General features: G+C 69.0%; 13 protein-coding genes and 1 tRNA gene. 8 read left to right on the top strand and 6 right to left on the bottom strand.

Annotation, left to right across the window (positions count from 1 at the left end; genetic code table 11):
* The first annotated feature begins 863 nt into the window (after nucleotides 1-863).
* The 3 genes from H5411_RS37455 (at nucleotide 864) to H5411_RS37445 (ending at nucleotide 3015) form a co-directional block, all read left to right on the top strand.
* Nucleotides 864-1826 (top strand): class I SAM-dependent methyltransferase, encoded by a 963-nt coding sequence (locus tag H5411_RS37455; protein ID WP_101435626.1) that lies wholly within the window; start codon nucleotides 864-866, stop codon nucleotides 1824-1826.
* The gene (locus H5411_RS49890; protein ID WP_101435625.1) at nucleotides 1823-2005 is read left to right on the top strand and encodes a hypothetical protein; all 183 of its coding nucleotides are present in this window, start codon (nucleotides 1823-1825) and stop codon (nucleotides 2003-2005) included. Before H5411_RS37455 ends, H5411_RS49890 begins: the two co-directional genes overlap by 4 nt.
* Before the next feature lie 206 nt (nucleotides 2006-2211).
* Complete coding sequence (locus H5411_RS37445) at nucleotides 2212-3015, top strand: maleylpyruvate isomerase N-terminal domain-containing protein (RefSeq protein WP_101435624.1); 804 nt, start codon at nucleotides 2212-2214, stop codon at nucleotides 3013-3015.
* 222 nt (nucleotides 3016-3237) lie between these two features.
* Here H5411_RS37445 and H5411_RS37440 read toward each other — a convergent pair whose 3' ends face one another.
* The 3 genes from H5411_RS37440 to H5411_RS37430 all read right to left on the bottom strand — a co-directional run bounded on the left by H5411_RS37440 (nucleotide 3238) and on the right by H5411_RS37430 (nucleotide 6757).
* Nucleotides 3238-4032 carry a hypothetical protein gene (locus H5411_RS37440; protein ID WP_416332653.1) on the bottom strand — a complete coding sequence of 265 codons (795 nt, stop codon included), beginning with the start codon at nucleotides 4030-4032 and terminating at the stop codon, nucleotides 3238-3240.
* Nucleotides 4033-4266: 234 nt separating this feature from the next.
* Entirely contained in the window at nucleotides 4267-5568 is a 1302-nt protein-coding gene (locus tag H5411_RS37435; protein WP_220818017.1) for an ABC1 kinase family protein, read from the bottom strand.
* Nucleotides 5569-5671: 103 nt separating this feature from the next.
* Nucleotides 5672-6757 carry a ThiF family adenylyltransferase gene (locus H5411_RS37430; RefSeq protein ID WP_167441883.1) on the bottom strand — a complete coding sequence of 362 codons (1086 nt, stop codon included), beginning with the start codon at nucleotides 6755-6757 and terminating at the stop codon, nucleotides 5672-5674.
* Between the two features lie 216 nt (nucleotides 6758-6973).
* On the opposite strand from H5411_RS37430, the gene H5411_RS37425 reads away from it, so the two are divergent.
* Entirely contained in the window at nucleotides 6974-7483 is a 510-nt protein-coding gene (locus H5411_RS37425) for a M48 metallopeptidase family protein (protein WP_101435620.1), read from the top strand.
* Nucleotides 7484-7983: 500 nt separating this feature from the next.
* On the opposite strand, the gene H5411_RS37420 is transcribed toward H5411_RS37425, so the two are convergent.
* Nucleotides 7984-9426: a zinc-dependent metalloprotease gene (locus tag H5411_RS37420; RefSeq protein ID WP_101435619.1), complete on the bottom strand. Its 1443-nt coding sequence runs from the start codon at nucleotides 9424-9426 to the stop codon at nucleotides 7984-7986.
* Between the two features lie 192 nt (nucleotides 9427-9618).
* Between H5411_RS37420 and H5411_RS37415 the strand changes: the two genes are divergently transcribed.
* On the top strand, nucleotides 9619-10638 hold the full coding sequence (locus H5411_RS37415; RefSeq protein ID WP_101440758.1) for a YlbL family protein: 1020 nt from the start codon (nucleotides 9619-9621) through the stop codon (nucleotides 10636-10638).
* 12 nt (nucleotides 10639-10650) lie between these two features.
* On the opposite strand, the gene H5411_RS37410 is transcribed toward H5411_RS37415, so the two are convergent.
* Nucleotides 10651-11259: a TetR/AcrR family transcriptional regulator gene (locus H5411_RS37410; RefSeq protein WP_158242463.1), complete on the bottom strand. Its 609-nt coding sequence runs from the start codon at nucleotides 11257-11259 to the stop codon at nucleotides 10651-10653.
* A gap of 85 nt (nucleotides 11260-11344) precedes the next feature.
* Between H5411_RS37410 and H5411_RS37405 the strand changes: the two genes are divergently transcribed.
* Entirely contained in the window at nucleotides 11345-12238 is an 894-nt protein-coding gene (locus tag H5411_RS37405) for an oxygenase MpaB family protein (protein ID WP_143271374.1), read from the top strand.
* A gap of 20 nt (nucleotides 12239-12258) precedes the next feature.
* Here the strand turns inward: H5411_RS37405 and H5411_RS37400 are convergent, their stop codons facing one another.
* On the bottom strand, nucleotides 12259-12813 hold the full coding sequence (locus tag H5411_RS37400) for a PPA1309 family protein (protein ID WP_101435616.1): 555 nt from the start codon (nucleotides 12811-12813) through the stop codon (nucleotides 12259-12261).
* Nucleotides 12814-12962: 149 nt separating this feature from the next.
* On the opposite strand from H5411_RS37400, the gene H5411_RS37395 reads away from it, so the two are divergent.
* Together H5411_RS37395 and H5411_RS37390 are read left to right on the top strand one after the other, a co-directional pair.
* Nucleotides 12963-15950 (top strand): UPF0182 family protein, encoded by a 2988-nt coding sequence (locus H5411_RS37395; protein ID WP_101435615.1) that lies wholly within the window; start codon nucleotides 12963-12965, stop codon nucleotides 15948-15950.
* A 67-nt stretch (nucleotides 15951-16017) separates the two neighbouring features.
* Nucleotides 16018-16091, top strand: a tRNA-Met gene (locus H5411_RS37390).
* Nucleotides 16092-16545: the final 454 nt, after the last annotated feature.

Below are 16545 nucleotides of genomic sequence, written 5' to 3'. Positions count from 1 at the left end.
GGGCGTCGGCTGTCCGGACGTTGATGCCGCCGATTTCGGTTGTCCTGACTCGATTCGTGCCACCCGGTTCGGGTTGGGTTGCGGTTCGGGTCGGGTTGCGCGAAATCGATCAGGTTCGATCGGATTCTGCCGCCTGATCACCCGGTTGCGCGCCGGGTGATCAGGCAGTTGGCCTGATTCGTTCGGCCTGATTGCCTGACCGCCTGACCGCCCGCTCAACTGCGCAACTGTGCACCTGTGCAACCGCTCAGGCGGCCGACCGGCACAGGCGGCCAACCGGTTCGGGGTGCCGACCGGCCCAATCGGTCCGGGCAGGCCGATCGGTCCGGCCCGTCCAACCGCACGGGCATCCGAACCGGACGGACGTCGCAACCGGGAGGGCAGCCAACCAGTTCGTGTCGCCGATCGGCCCAATCGGCCCCATCAGTCTGGGAGGGCCGATGAGGCCGGGCTGTCCAATCAGTCCGGCCGTCCCAACCGGACGGCGGCCAACTAGTTGCGCGGCCAACCAGTCGGACGCGGCCTACTCGGTTCGGGCGGTCCGCCGCGGGGGTGGCCAAGCGACCGCGGCGGGGCCTGTCCGTCAGCTATCTGGGTGGTCCACCGGCGTGAGCGGCCAATTACCTGAGCGGTGCCAATCAGTTCGGGCGGCGCGACCGGCTGGGGCGGCGTGGAGCCAGAAACCAGCAGCGATTTCGCGGGCATGGGCGCGAGTCACCGCCTACGGCGCTTAGCCGAAGGGGACGGCAAGCGACCGGTTCCGCGGCGATCATGACTTCGCCGGGACGAGCCTGGAAGGTCCGTCGGGGGACCGTCCAGGCTCGTTCTCGTCCGGGGACCGCGGACGGGTGTTCAATGAGCCCGTGTCCGGACATACGCACGACCACATCGACTGGGCTGACCGGCTGGCTCTCCTCCGCGCAGCCGACGCCCTCGACGCTCCCGCCCAAGCCGCCATCGCGGCTCGCCTAGCCGAGAAACTCCCGGTCAACCCCACGGTGATCGACCTTGGCTGCGGAGCCGGCGGAATGAGCACCCACTTCGCCCAAGCCCTGGCCGCCCGGAGCGGCGGCACGATCATCCTGGTCGACGCGACCCCCGAACTTCTCCATGAAGCCGAGCGTGCCGTACGCGCCGCAGCGCAGGACCACCGGTCGGGCGGCTCAACGCTTACCGGCAACGGTCGTGCGCCTGGGCCATCGGGCGGCCAACACGCAGCAGCCGAGGGCACCACGCCGACTGTCGAGGTCCGAGCGGTCGTCGCCGACCTTGCCGACGGTTCCCTGCCCGACTTGCTGCCGACTGCGGATCTCGTATGGGCATCGCGCGTCGTGCATCATCTTCCGGATCAGCAGGCTGCGATCGGCACGCTTACCGCAATCGCGCTGGCTGACGGAGTAGTCGCGCTCAGTGAAGGTGGGTTGTCCTTCTCTTGCCTCCCTTGGGATCTCGGACTCGGACGTCCTGGCCTAGAGGACCGATTGCAGGCCGCGCAGGCTGAATGGTTCGTCGGAATGCGCGAGGGCATCGACGGCGCCGTGCCGATGCCTTACGGCTGGACAGTCGCGCTCGAACGCGCCGGGCTCGCCGACGTCAGTTCGTTCAGCGCGCTGGTGGACCACCCCGCGCCTGGCTCGGACGGTCTCACCGACTATGTGCACCACCACCTTTCCCGTCTCGCGACCCACGGCGCCGACCATCTCTCGGACGAAGACCGCGCGACCCTGGCTGCCCTGCTCGACCCGGTCAGCTCCCACTACCTCGGCAAACGCCGCGACCTCTTCCTGCTCGGCGCGCGCACCGTGCATTACGGACGTCGACCGTGACCGCGCCCGAACCCACGTGCTCGCGGTGCGGCCGAGCACGCGCCGCCGAAACCGATCCGCTCGCTGCCCTGGCCTGGGTGAGCACCAAGGAAAACGGCGAACAGCGCTGGCTCTGCCCGGACTGCGCGCGCAACCACGTCCGGGACATCGAAGGCAAGCTGCCCGACGAGTACTGGTGACTGGATCGGTGCCGCGGCGTCGGTCGACAGGTCTGTAGCTGGGAGTTTCGTCCGTGCGTCGGACTTGCGGTGGGAAGTTCCGGCCCTTGGGGGCCAGGTTGAAGACCGAAAGATTGCGCCAGGGGCCCGTCGATCCCTGGCACCGTCGTTCGACGCGTAGTCGAAGGCACGTGATCGCCACCTGCCTAGACACCTAAGGACCTCCCATGACTGACCTGGCCCCGAACCGCACCCGGCGCGCGATCGTCGACCACACTCGGTGCCTGGCCGAGTCCGCCCTCGCGGCTGGATCCGACACCGTCGTGCCGACGGCTCCGAAATGGACGGTCACCGACCTGGTCACGTACGTGGGCCAGACGCAGCACTGGGTCTCGGAAATCATCGAGCGGCGCATCACCGACCCCACGCAGTTGCCCACGGAGATGGCCACGCCACCCGCAGACTCCCGCGAGTGGCAGGCATGGCTGTCGGAGTCCGCGCAGCGCGTTGCCAACGCGTGCTCCGACGACGCGCTCGACTCGCCGGTCTTCAACGCCGCGGGCGACGCACGGTCCGGGACGCAGTTTTGGATGACCAGCATGCTCAACGAGGCCGTCGTCCACGGCGCTGACGCCGCGAAGGCGGCGAACCAACCGCTCGACATCGACGCTGACATCGCGGCCGCGCTCATCACCAACCACTTCGCAATGCTCACCTCGCCCACATGGGACCTGCAGCGACCCGCGTCCGCCCAGGCCATCCGGGGCACCGGGCAGACCCTTCAGTGGCTGGCCACCGACACCGCCGACGGCATGGGGGCGTGGTCCGTCGAACGCCGTCCCGAGGGTGCGACGTGGCAGCCAAGAACCCGAGAAGCCGAGGTGACGGTAATCGGCCCGGCGCGCTCCCTGCTGCTGATCTTGACCCGCCGACTCTCCCTTACCGATCGCGACGCCACCGACGTCAGCGTCGACGGCGACGCTGGTCACGCCCAGCATTGGCTGGACAACACCGCTCACTCCAGCAACTGACCGGACCCAGAACCTGCCCTGCCGCAACGCTTCCCGCGGTGCCCTGAGCGTTCACGGCCAGCCGGAGAGGACCCCTGCGGGAGTGGTGCCCGGTAGCCGCAGTGGGTTCCCGCAATGCGACGACGTCACTCACTGCGGTTCGTCGGCCAGGGCCGATCATGTGCCCTCCTGCCCTCGTCTGCTCGCCAGCGCGGACGACGGTGGTCACCTGTCAGGTTTGAGTCATGCGGCATTTCCTGTCTTGTAGACGGCGCGCACTTTCGGGCGGGGCGTGCGCGTCGCGTGGCGGTAGGCGTTGAGGAGTTCCGTGCTCATCTCCGCCGGTGATTCGCGGAGTTGTCGTGGGGTGCACCGGAACAGCACGGTGCCGGTCGCGGCCAGGGCTAGATGGCTGAAGTCTTCGGGGCCTGCTGCGGTGCGGTAGCGCCACGCCAGGCCGATTTCGTCCCACCAGGCATCTGCAGTGCCGAGCCGGCGGCCGCGGCGGTCGCAGACTGCGACATTCCATTGCGGGGTGGGCAGTGGTGTTCGTTGCAGGACTCGGAGTGCTTGTCCGTGTGCGAAGGTTTCCTGGTCGTCGAGGTTGCGCAAGACTGTCCGTACGGCGGCTGAGCCGCGCTGGTTTCCGATGTTCAGTTCGGTCGTCAGCTCGGCGCGGTCCGCCAGGCCCCAATACAGCGGCAGCGACACCAGTCTCGCGATCTCGTCCGGATCGTTTTCCCTCCGGGCAAGGTCGAGGGCGGCGCGAGCGGCGCTGGTGTAGGGCAGGCCGTCGATCAGGATTGCTTGGGGCATCCGGGCAGTGCGGTAGGTGATGACGCGCGGTTCGCTGGCCGGCCTTCGGTTGTGCGGCACCAGAAGATGGATCTCCGGCGTCCGCGGATGGCTGATTCCGTGCGCGCACAACGCATCCGTGCCGGTGATGACCGTTCCGGGACCGTACCGGGCAACGGCTGCGTGCAGGAGTTCCTCACGGCTCGGAGGTTTGTCGTGCACGAGATACACGCCGGAATACACCTGTCGCCACGGTCCGCCCGGGCCGGACAACTGCGCGGCTCTTCGGTCTGAAATTCCTGCGACGCGCAGGTGCCGTCGGTGAAGTACACCGTGGGAAACGAGATCACCGAAAGCAAGGGAGTCAGTGCTTGTGGTAGTCGTCATAGATCGAGAATGACGCCTTGATCAACTGCGCGAAACCACCTTGCGCAATCTGTGGACAACTCCGCGTTGTCCGCATGCGTTGTGGATAACTCAGGCGGCGAACCCGGGCTGCCAGCGTTCCACGATGCCGCGCGCCGGGATCTCGGCGTCGAGCTGGCAGAGGATGCCCGTCGAGCCCGCGGTGACCCGGTGGATCATCAGGTACTCCGGTGGAAGGTTCAGCGAGCGGCCGACGTGGAAGTCGTTGCCGCGCGAGTCGCCGACGCGCCCCGCTTGTCGTTGCATCCAGCGGCGCGTGAAGTGGAACGTCGGCTCGGCCAGCGGCTCGGTGAAAGGCGCGAGATAGGCCAGCACCTCGTCCGCTTCCAGCGGCGAATCCGGTCGCACGAAACGGTTCTCGCGCAACAGCCGCATCAGTTCGTCGGAGTGGCCGTCCAGGGCGAGTCGCGTGATTTCGCCCAGGTGCCGCGGAATTCCGTGCGGCAGCTTCGCGACGCCGCCGAAGTCGATCACGCACAGCCTGCCGTCGCTGGTGAGCATGAAGTTGCCCGGGTGCGGGTCGGAGTGCAGCAGATGCGCCCGCGCGGGCGACGAATAGTGGAACTCCGCGAGCAGCCGTCCGGACAGGTTGCGCGTGGCCGCGTCGCCGTCCGAGATGATCTTGGCCAGCGGCGTGCCAGTGGCCCACTCGCTGACCACGACCTTCGGCGCGCTCGCCACGACACGCGGGATCAGGAACTCGGGATCGCCCTCGAACGCCTTCGCGAACGCGCGCTGGTTGTCGGCCTCGGCGAGGTAGTCGAGCTCCTCGTCCATCCGCTCGGCTAGCTCCGTGAGCAGCGGCTTCACGTCCGTGCCGGGGACGAAAGCCTGGAACAGCCTGCTGAACCGCTGCAACTGGCGCAGGTCGCTGCGCAGCGCCTCGTCCGCGCCCGGGTACTGGACCTTGACCGCGACCTCGCGACCGTCGTGCCACGTCGCGCGGTGCACCTGGCCGATGCTCGCCGCGGCGGCCGGCTCGTCGTCGAAGTGCGCGAACCGTCCGACCCAGGACCGGCCCAGCTGCTCGGCGAGCACGCGGTGGGTCTGCCGAGCCGGCATCGGCGGAGCGGCCGACTGCAGCTTCGTGAGCGCTTCCCGGTACGGCTGCGCCATGTCGTCCGGCACCGCGGCCTCGAACACGCTCAGCGCCTGCCCGAACTTCATCGCGCCGCCCTTGAGCGTGCCCAGCACCTCGAACAGCTGCTCGGCGGCCTTGGCCGAGAGCGTCGCGCTCACCTGCTCAGCGCTCTGCCCCGCCAGTCGCTTGCCCCAGCCACCCATCGCTCGTCCGGCGATGCCGAGCGGAAGGCTCGCCAGCTTCGCGGTACGGGCTGCGCCGCGGCGAGGCATGGCGGAGTCGCGGTCTCCGGTGCGGTCGCGAAAGTCGGTCACTCTGCGATTCTGCCTTGGTAAGCACGACAACCGCAGCTTGCTGACGGCACCGAGGTGTGTCCTACGTCTCCTGCAGCACCTCCTCGGAAGTCTCCGCCGCCGGTGCGGGACCTTCCTCGACGGGAACGGGCGCTCCGCAGCCGCAGTCCGGGTGCGGCTCCCAGCTCCGGCGATGCAGCTTTCCGTCGAAGTTGTCGATCTCGAGTGTGGCGTTCCAGGCCGGTGGCGGGGTTTCACTCGGAGAGAGCAGCCGCATCGCCTGCGCGACGGCGAGCGAGGCGCACGCGTGCACCGCACCGAGATCAGCTCGCGGAATCCGGCCTACCAGCTGCGTCGCGATCCTCGGCCACGACAGGTCCGCGTCGGTCCGATGCAGGTCACAGCAGCGGAGGCACGCGCTGCGGCCCGGCACCACGAGCGGCCCGACGATTCCCGTGCCCTCGCACACCCGGACCGGCAGGTGCGAGGTCGCCGAGTCGACCAGCTCGGCTACCTCCTCCGGCGGCGGGACGAGCGTGTCGGTGAGCAGCACAAGGTCGGGCAGGCGGCGTTGGTTGCGGGCGGTGGTGACGTCGGGCGCGACCCGGGCGACCACGGTCCGGATCGCGCGTTGCCGGGGTTGACCCAGCTCAGCCGGCGTGAACCCGGAACCGAGATCGGCTTCGGTGACCGTGCCGGACGCGCGGATGTCGAGGTGCCCGACTCCGGACGTCGCGAGCAGTGCGGCAACCGCGACGGCGATCCGTCCGCTGCCGTGAACCGCGATGAGGCTTTGCCAGCGACGGTCCACGAGCGCTGGCTGGTAGTGCCGCGCCCGGAGCGACCACAAGCCGGTCTCGACGCGTTTCACGTTCTTCTTCGCCGCTTCGGTGACCAGGCCGAGTGCGGCCAGCTGTTTCAGCAGCAGCTGGAACTGGTCCCGGTGTTCGCCTACAGCGAGCAAGACGTCCTCAAGCCCGCGCCTTCCGTCGAGCCTGCGAACGCTGTCGACGATCGCCGCGGGCAGGCCGCCCGCGATGATGCCGTGCCGGGGGTCGAGGCCGAACTGGATCTCGTCGCCGTCGCGTTCGAGCACGTGGATGCCCGGAAGCAAGGTCGGATACGCCGGGAGGAGCACGTCCGGCGGCGGAACACTGGACAGGGTCATACGGCCAGCTTGGCAGCCCCGCGATGCCACTCGCGGGTGAGAAGCTGAGTTGTCCACAGGGAAATCTAGTTGTGGACAAGTCAGGGCTGTGACCTTTCGGCGCTCCAAGTTGTCGGTGCTGAGCCTTACCGTTGTCGAGTGGTCGAAGCACGGATGCCCTCCCTGAGAGGCAGGGGCGAGAAGGCCCCCTCGGACACTTCTCAACACAAGGTCGAGGTGCGGCGCAGCCAGCGCAGGCACCGGACGGTCACCGCGTACTGGAATGACGACACCCTGGTCGTCCAGATCCCGGCACGGATGACCCGCGAGGAAGAGAAACACTGGGTCGCGGAGATGGAGCGCAGGCTGCTGCGCCCGGGAGGACGGAAGACAGCGCCGCCCAGGGCGTCGGACGCGGCGTTGCTGGCGCGCTGCGCGGTGCTCGGGGCGAAATACCTGGACGGGAAAGCGTTGCCGGCCAGCGTGCGGTGGGTGCAGCCGATGCGCACCAGGTGGGCGTCGTGCACCCCGGTGGACGCCACCATCCGGGTGAGCGAGCGGCTCCAGCGGGTGCCGCAGTGGGTGCTGGACTACGTGCTGGTCCATGAGCTGGCGCACCTGAGGGAGCCGGGCCACGACGCGGCGTTCTGGGCGCTGGTCAACCGGTATCCGAAGACGGAACGGGCGATGGGGTATCTGGAGGGCCTTTCGGCGGCGGCCGGATGGGGGATTTCGGAGGAGGACTGAGCGGCTGGTCGGTGCGGCTTGGGGGGGCGGGGTGGACGGCCAGCGGGGGAGTCTCGAGGTGCCGCTGGGCTGGTTGGCTTCGCGCGAGCGGCGATGGAGGGCTGAGCTGGTCCTTCGCCGCTGAGAGGGCCTGCCGGAAGGCGGTGGCGGATCGGCGGCGAGGGGAGGGTCGCGGGAGTCGGCGGTTGGGCGGTGCGGCGGCACCGGCGAGGGGAGGGCCTGCGGAAGGCGGAGACGGACTGACGGTGCGGAGGAACCGGGCGAGGCGAGGTGGCTGGGGAGGCAGATCGACGCAGGTGACGAAGCTCGTGAGGGCAGAGCCTCCGGCGTTGCGTGCGGCGCGAGGGTAGAGCCTTCGATGTTGGGTGCGAGCGGAGTGCTGGCGGCACAAACGCCGCGCGGACCGTCTCAACCAGGTGAGACGGTCCGCGCGGAGGGCTTGAACGGCAGTGCAGTCAGGTCGTGAGGCGACCGAACGGCCTCAGGAAGACCAGGCTGCGTCAGGAGGGCGAGTTCCCCTCGTCCTTCTTGCCCTCGTCCTTCGGGTCTTCGTCCGTCGGGGTCTCGCCGCCCTTGCTGTCGGCGTCGGAACCCGCGCCGCCCTCGGCGTCCGGCTTGGCTTCGCGGGCCTCGCGCTCGGCCTTCTCCGTGCGTTCCAGCTCCGCCATCGGATCCAGGTCGGCGTCGAGAGCTGCGGGCTCGGACAGCCGGTCGGCGAAGTCCAGGGGCTCGTCGAGGTCCTCGGCCGTCGGCATGAGGTCGGGGTGGGACCAGAGGCCGTCGCGCTTTTCGAGGCCGTGGCGGTCTCCGACGAGCTTCCACAGGGACGACGCGGCACGCATCCGGCGCGGGCGCAGTTCGAGGCCCACCAGGGTCGCGAAGGTCTGCTCGGCCGGGCCGCCGGTCGCGCGGCGGCGGCGCAGCGTTTCGCGCAGGGCGTCGGCACCCGGGAGACGGTCGCCTATGGCCTCGGCCACCACTACGTCCACCCAGCCCTCCACCAGGGCCAGCAGGGTTTCCAGGCGCTTCAGGGCAGCCTGCTGCTCCGGCGTGGTCTGCGGCTCCAGCAGGCCCGACGACATCGCTTCCTCGATGCTCGCCGGGTTCGCCGGGTCGATGCTTCCGGCCAGGGACTCCAGCGCGGAGGTGTCGACGGTGATCCCGTGGGCGAACTCCTCGACCGTCGCCAGCAGACGCTGCCGCAGCCACGGCACGTGCGCGAACAACCGCTGGTGCGCGGCCTCGCGCGCGGCCAGGAACACGAGCACCTCGCTGGCGGGCAGCTCCAGGCCCTCGGTGAACTTCTCGATGTTCGCCGGCAGCAGCGCCGACGTCGCGGCCGGGCCGAGCGGCAGGCCGACCTCGGTTGACGTGAGCACTTCCTGCGCGAGCTGAGCCAGTGCGTTGCCGAGCTGGGAGCCGAACGCCATCCCGCCCATCTGGCCCATCATCGACAGCAGCGGCCCCGCCGCCTGCTTGGCCTCTTCGGGCAGCGCCTGCATCCACGCGCCGGACACCTGCTGCGCCACCGGATCGCACAGCCGCTGCCAGGTCGGCAGCGTCTTCTCGACCCAGGTGCGCGCCGACCACGACACGGTGGAGGTCGCGCCCGCGGGGAGGATCGTCGCCGCGTCGAGCCACAGTTCCGCCAGGTGCGCGGCGTCGCGCACGGCGGTGGCGGAGTCGCCGCCGGTTTCGGACGTGAAGCCGATCTTGGCGTCGTCCCGCCCGCTCAAGTTCTGGAGTGCGATCTGTTTCGCCAGGTCGTAGTTGACCGGCCCGCTCGACGAGCCCGCCTGGCTGAGCATCTGGCCCAGCTGGCTCAGCATCTGCCCGAGCTGGTTGAACGCCTCGGCACCGCCGGGCTGGCCCGGGTTCGAGGGGTCGTTGTCGCCTCGCTTGTCGGGATCGGGCGGTCCGAAGCCGAACGGGGGATTGCTCATAGGTTCCACCGTACGCGGGTAGCACCCGGCTCAGCGCGTCAACCGTGGCCTTCACCGGGAAGCGAACAGCGTCACCGTACGCTGTCGCTCGTGACAAAACCGGACGAGGACACCGCGAACCAGTCCCGCCGCGCCGAACCGTCGCGCGCGCCTGCCCGCAGCGACCGGCGGATGACCCGCCGCGGATGGACGATGCTGGTCAGCGGCGTGCTGTTCCTGGTGTTCGTCGTGGCCGGCTTCCTGGTCCAGGTGCCGTATGTCGCGATCAGCCCCGGGCCCACCTACGACACCCTCGGCCGCGACGCCGCGGGCAACCCGGTGATCCAGGTCAAGGGACAGCAGACCTACGGGACCCACGGCGAGCTGCGGATGACGACCGTCTCGCTCAACGACGGCATCAACCTCTTCACCGCGCTCGGCCTCTGGGCCAGCGGACGCTACGCGCTCGCGCCGCGCGAGGAGTACTACAAGCCCGGCGAGACGAACGAGCAGGTCAAGCAGGAGAACATCCAGCAGCTGCAGAACTCGCAGAGCAACGCGCAGGTCGCCGCGCTGCGCCACCTCGGCTACCCGGTGCAGGTCGTCGCGAAGCAGATCGTGTCCGGCAGCCCGGCCGACCACATCCTCGCCCCCGGCGACAAGCTCGTCGCGGTCAACGGCAAGCAGGTGCGCGAGGCGAGCGAGGTCGCCGCCTCGATCGCCAACACCAAGCCGGGCGACACCGTCCAGGTCACCTTCCAGCACCTCGGCCAGCCGGAACGCACCGTGCCGGTCACCCTCGCCCAGCGCGACGACCGCACCCAGGGCTTCCTCGGGCTGACCGCCGTCGACCGCGCGGTGGCGCCGTTCTCGGTCGACATCTCGCTGCAGGACGTCGGCGGCCCGTCGGCCGGGCTGATGTTCACCCTCGCGATCATCGACCGGCTCACCCCGCCCGGGAAACCGGGCAGCGACCTGGCGGGCGGCAGGCACATTGCGGGCACCGGCGAGATCAGCGAAACCGGCCAGGTCGGGCCGATCGGCGGGATCTCGTTCAAGGTCGTCGGCGCGAAGGAAGCGGGCGCGACCGACTTCCTCGTCCCCGAGCACAACTGCGCCGAGGCGAAGTCGGCCGCGCCGGAAGGGCTCAACCTCATCAAGGTGTCGAACCTGGACGACGCGCTCCAGCAGCTGGACAACCTGAAGGCCGGTCGCCCGACCGCGCACTGCTGACCGGAGCGGCGGTCAGCCGAACTCGCCGGTGACCGCGAGGCCGACTCGCCGCAGGACGTCGACGATGCCTGCCGTGGTGCCGGGGGAGCCGGCGGCGAGCCAGCGACGCAGCACTTCGGTAGTCCCCGCGACCACGAGCACGAAGGCCGTTCGAGCATCCGGATCGTCCTCGCGCCCGGGGAGCAGGATGCTGACGAGAAGGTCGGCGAACTCGGCGTAGGCCTCGCTGCGGCGTTGTTCCAAGACCGGCTGGTGGTTCGCTTCCACCCACAACCGGCTCACGCGGGGGTCGGTGGCGATGGCCTCCACGGTGGCGGTGACCAGCCGCGTCATCCGCTCCTCCGCGGATGAGGGGGCGTCCGCCAAGGCTGTCTCCAACGCTGCTCGGATGTCCTCGAAAACCCCGGTCAGCACCGCTGTCAACAGCGCCTCGCGGTCAGCGAAGCTCTCGTAGAAGTAGCGCTTCGACAGGCCTGCGCGCCGGCAGACGAGATCGACCGTCGTTTCGGCGACCCCGGCCTCGCCGACCACGTCGAGGCCTGCCTCCAAGAGTTGGCTTCGGCGCTGGCGGCGGCGGTCTTCGGCACTGACGCCGCGGTAGGGGCGGACTGCTTCCGGCACCGGACCATCTTGACACACGCGCGTTCCTAGTTGATAGTCGGCAGAATCAGGAACGCTGGCGTTCTTACTTAGTCCGGAGGCGCTCATGAGCGGACTCGCCGGCGGGCGCGGCCTCGCTGCCGCCATCGCCGCCCTCGACCCGGTACGGGACAACGAGGCGATCACCCACCTCAGCCTCGGCGTGCGGTACGGCGACGCGATGTTCGTGCACGGCGCGTACACCGTCGCGTTCGCCCGCCAGGTCGCCTCGCCGTCGATCGCGCGGATCGTCTACCGCACGGGCACCGGCGACATGATGCGGAACGTCCGACGGCGCAACGACCACACGCTCGTCTTCTTCGGCGAGATGATCCGGCACGGGCACAGCAGCGAAGCCGGCCGCCGGGTGATCGACCGGATGGAGGAGATCCACGCCCGGTTCGGGATCACCGGCGAGGACAAGCTGTTCACGCTCGGGTCGCTGATCTTCGAACCGGCCCGGATCCTCGGCGAGCTGGGACTGTCGGTGTTCACCGAGGTCGAGGACCTGGCGCACTACTACTTCTGGCGTGGCGTCGGCGAGCACATGGGGCTGGAAGTCCCGCCAAGCCGCCAGGAGTTCCTGGACTGGATCGAGGCCTACGAACAGCGGCTCGGCTTCACCGAAGGCGGCCGGGCCCTCGTGGACCAGCTGTTCCTCGACTGGCGGCGCTGGTTTCCCGGACCCGCGCGCCGCCTCGCCGCGCCGAGCCTGCTGCTCCTGATGGGCAGGCAGCTGCGCGAGGTCCATCGGCTGCCCGAGCCGCCCGCTGCGGTGCGGCGAGCCGGGCCGCGCCTCGTGTCCGCGTACCTCGGCCTCCAAGGGAGCCGTCCGCACCGCACCGGCCGATCGTGGTCCGATCACTTCGTCGACCCGCACGGGGGCGCGGTCGACATCGCCCGGTACGGGCACCGGCCGCCGGAGCCCCGCTTGCGCCCGGTTGCCGAAGCGGCGGAATGACCGCCACCCCGGTCCGCTGATCAGGGCTGCAAGGTCGTCTTCAACGCTTCCACCAGATTCGGCGCGAGGTCCGGGCTTTCCACCAGCTCGTCGACCGCGGTCTCGTCCTCGTCGCCCGGCTGGACGCCGCGCAGCCGCATCACGCAGGCCGCGTCGCCCTCGCGCAGGACCGCGGCCACCAGACGGGCCTCGGTGCGGCGCGGGTGGTCCGCGGCGGCGCGGCGGAGGCTTTCGGCGTCCGCCTCGGCGATGCCTTCCAGTTCCGCCTCCACGTCCGGGGGCAGCACGATGATCTCCTGCGCCAGGGCGCACCCGACCACGATCTCCGGCCACGCGATCCGGCCGAGCGATTCGGCGAGATCGCCTTCCGGCAGCGCTTCCTGGGCCACCGGAGTCAGCGGGTTCGCCCGGTCGAGCTGACCGGCCAGTTCGGGCTGTTCGTCCAGCAGCGCCGCGGTCGGCACCAGTGCGAACAACTGCGGCGGCTGGTTCCAGCCGGCGGCGGCGACGAACTCTTCGACTTCCCGGGCCAGCCCGGCGACAGGGTGGGCGGCAGACGGCTCACTCGGTGGCATGGCGACCATCGTGTCAGGCGTCCCCGCGACGCGCCGCGCGTGCCCGGTTTGGGCGGTCCCGGGAACTCACGGCACCATCCGTAGAGTTAGAGGTCACGGGGGACACCGCCGTCCCCGGAGAACGTGTTCACGAAGACAGGAGCATTGCCGTGGCGACTCGGCCCCCGGTGAGCCTGAAGCTGTCCCGGCGCAGCCGGATCCTTCTCATCATCGCCGCGGTGATCGTGCTGGCCCTGCTGGCCGGCGTCCGGTTGCTCGACACCTACGTGGACTGGCTGTGGTTCGGCGAACTGCAGGCCCGTTCGGTCTTCACCACGGAGCTGGTCACCCGGATCGTGCTCTTCCTCGCGGTAGGCCTGCTGGTCGGCGGGGCGCTGGCGGTCAGCCTGCTGATCGCCTACCGCACGCGCCCGGTGTTCGTGCCGGTGTCCGGCCGCGACGATCCGCTGTCGCGCTACCGCTCGGTGATCGTCAGCCGGATCCGGCTGTTCGGCATCGGCATCCCGGTGCTCACCGGCGTCATCTCCGGCGCGTCGGCGACCGGGGACTGGCAGACGATCCAGCTGTTCCTCAACGGCACCTCGTTCGGCCAGAAGGATCCCGAGTTCGGCATCGACCTCGGCTTCTACGCCTTCTCCCTGCCGTTCGTGAACTGGCTGCTCGGCTGGCTGTTCGTCACCGTCGTCATCTCGTTCTTCGGCGCGCTGATCGCGCACTACATCTTCGGCGGCATCCGGCTCGCCGGACGCGGCGGCCAGCTGGCCGGCCCGACCCGCGCGCAGCTCGCCATCACCGTCGGGCTTTTCGTGCTGCTGAAGGCGGTCGAGTACTTCTTCGACCGGTACAACCTGCTGCTGTCCGACCGGAACATGCCGCTGTTCAACGGCGCCACCTACACCGACCTCAACGCGGTGCTCCCGGCGAAGCTGATCCTGCTGTGCATTTCGGTGATCTGCGCGATCGCGTTCTTCGCGGGCGCGTTCCTGCGGAATCTGCAGCTGCCGGCGATTTCGCTGGTCCTGCTGATCCTCTCCGGCGTGCTCGTCGGCGTGGCCTGGCCGGCGATTCTCGACCAGTTCTCGGTCAAGCCGAACGCCAACGAAAAGGAAGCGACGTCGATCCAGCGCAACATGGACGCGACGCGCTCGGCGTACGGCCTCACGAACGTGAAGTACGAGCAGTACCCGGGCAAGACCGAAACGACCGCGGACGCGGTGAAGGCCGACACCGGCACGGTGTCCAACATCCGGCTGCTCGACCCGAACATCCTCAGCGACACGTTCACCCAGCGCGTCGGCCGCGAGAACTTCTACGGCTTCCCGTCCAAGCTGGACATCGACCGCTACAACATCGGCGGCACGGTGCAGGACTACATCGTGGCCGCCAAGGAAATGAAGACCGACGGGCTGACCGGCAACCAGAACAACTGGATCAACAAGCACATGGTCTACACGCACGGCAACGGATTCGTGGCCGCGCCCGCGAACACGATCGACCGTGCGGTGAAGGATTCCAACTCCGACGGCGGCTACCCGATCGCCACCACGAGCGACACCACCACCCCGGCGGGCGCGGGCTCGATCAACGGCCAGCCGGGCATCAAGGTCGACCAGCCGCGGATCTACTACGGCGAGCTGACGAACCAGTCCGACTACGCGATCGTCGGCGGCACGCCGGGCAAGGCCCCCGGGGAGTACGACACCGACGCCCAGCGCGGCTACCTCTACCAGGGCAAGGGCGGCGTCTCGCTCGACAACTGGTTCAACCGGCTGATGTTCGCCGCCGAATACCGCGAACCGAAGATCCTCTTCTCCGACGCCATCGGCGACGGCTCGAAGATCATGTACAACCGCGAACCGCGCGACCGCGTCGCGAAGGTCGCCCCCTGGCTCACCCTCGACGGCGACCCGTATCCCGCGGTGGTCAACGGTCGCATCCAGTGGATCGTCGACGGCTACACCACGCTCGACAATTACCCGTACTCCCAGCAGACGCAGCTCAGCGAAGCGACCAACGACTCGCTCAACGGCGTCACCAAACAGGCGAACAACTCGATCAACTACATCCGCAACTCGGTGAAGGCGACCGTCGACGCGTTCGACGGCACCGTCACGCTGTATTCGATCGACGACAACGAACCCGTCCTCAAGGCGTGGGAGAACGTCTTCCCGGGCATGGTGAAGCCCAGCTCGGAGATTTCGCCGGAACTGCGCTCGCACTTCCGCTACCCCGAGGACCTGTTCAAGGTCCAGCGCGAACTGCTCGCCCGCTACCACGTCGACAGCCCGCAGGAGTTCTACGCGCAGCAGGCGTTCTGGAGCGTCCCGCAGGACCCGACCGAGGACGGCAGTTCCACCACCGCCGGCTCGAACGTCGCCAACCAGCCCGGGTACTACGTCCTCGCCAACGCGGCGGGCGAAGGCAGGCCGACGTTCCAGCTGACCAGTGCGCTCACCGGTCTGCAGCGGCAATACCTTTCCGCCTGGATGTCCGTTTCCGCGGATCCGCAGGACTACGGCACCATCCGCGTCCTGAAACTGCCTCCGGCCAGCGGAGCGAACCAGGTCGACGGACCCGTCCAGGTGCAAAACCGGTTCCAGAGCGACCCCCGCGTCGCCCAAGACCGGACGTTGCTGAACAACCCCAACGTCATCCCGATTTACGGCAACCTGATCACGCTGCCCGTCGCGGACGGATTCCTGTACGTCGAACCCGTCTACATCCGCCAGCGCAACCAGCTCAGCTACCCGCAGCTGGCGCGCGTGCTCGTCTCCTACGGAGCCAAGATCGGCTTCGCGTCCACCCTCAACGAGGCACTCGACCAGGTCTTCGGCAAGGGCACCGGCGCGGCGGCCACCACCCCGAAGGAAGGCGACACCGGCACCACCACGACCCCGCCGACGTCCAGCACCGCCGCACCGCCGCCCAGCACCGGCGGCAGCAACCCGGCCATGGACAAAGCGGTCGCCGACATCCAAGCCGCGCTCGCCAAACTCAAAGCGGCACAGCAATCCGGCAACTTCGCCGACCAAGGCGCGGCACTCCAAGCGCTCGACGCCGCCACCAAGGAATACAACTCCGCCAAACCGGCCACCCCGCCCGCCAGCGGCGGGCCGACCTCCCAGCCCGGCGGGTGACGTCGGTTACGTAATAGGCACCTGCTTTGCGCCCGCCGGAAACCAGGGCGTAAGGTAGGTCTTACGACGCGGGGTGGAGCAGCTCGGTAGCTCGCTGGGCTCATAACCCAGAGGTCGCAGGTTCAAATCCTGTCCCCGCTACAGAGATGGGAGACCCGTCTTCGCACAAAGCGCGAAGGCGGGTCTCTTTCGTTGTTGCTCTGGGGGTCGAACCCCCAGACCCCCGCCAGGGGGCAAGCCCCCTGGACCCCCGGGTGGGGTGCTTCCCGTTGGATCCTCGCCTTGTCGTGGGGTGGCCATTGCTCGCTGGGCGAGCTCGGCTCGTTCGGGAACCCAGGTGCGGCGCTCCACCTTCCGAGTGCTTGAAAATCGGGTGCGCTGCGGAGCTGGGAGGTGCCCAGGGGGCAAGGGCTGGAAAGGTAAGCGGTCCGGTTCGGGGCGTCTGCGGCTTGCGGCTTGTGGCTTGCTTGGTTTAGCAGGTTTAGACCTTTGGTTGTGTCTCGTGTAGAGGGTGGGGAATCGTTGGGGCGTTGGAATATTCCGGCGCTGGGGGGGGTGTGGGCGTGCGGAAGTCGTGGTGATCGGGAGAGGGGCG

Source organism: Amycolatopsis echigonensis, from assembly GCF_014174495.1.
Classification (GTDB): Bacteria; Actinomycetota; Actinomycetes; order Mycobacteriales; family Pseudonocardiaceae; genus Amycolatopsis; species Amycolatopsis echigonensis.
Note: the sequence above shows the minus strand (reverse complement) of the source record. Positions and strands in the feature narration are given on the sequence as shown.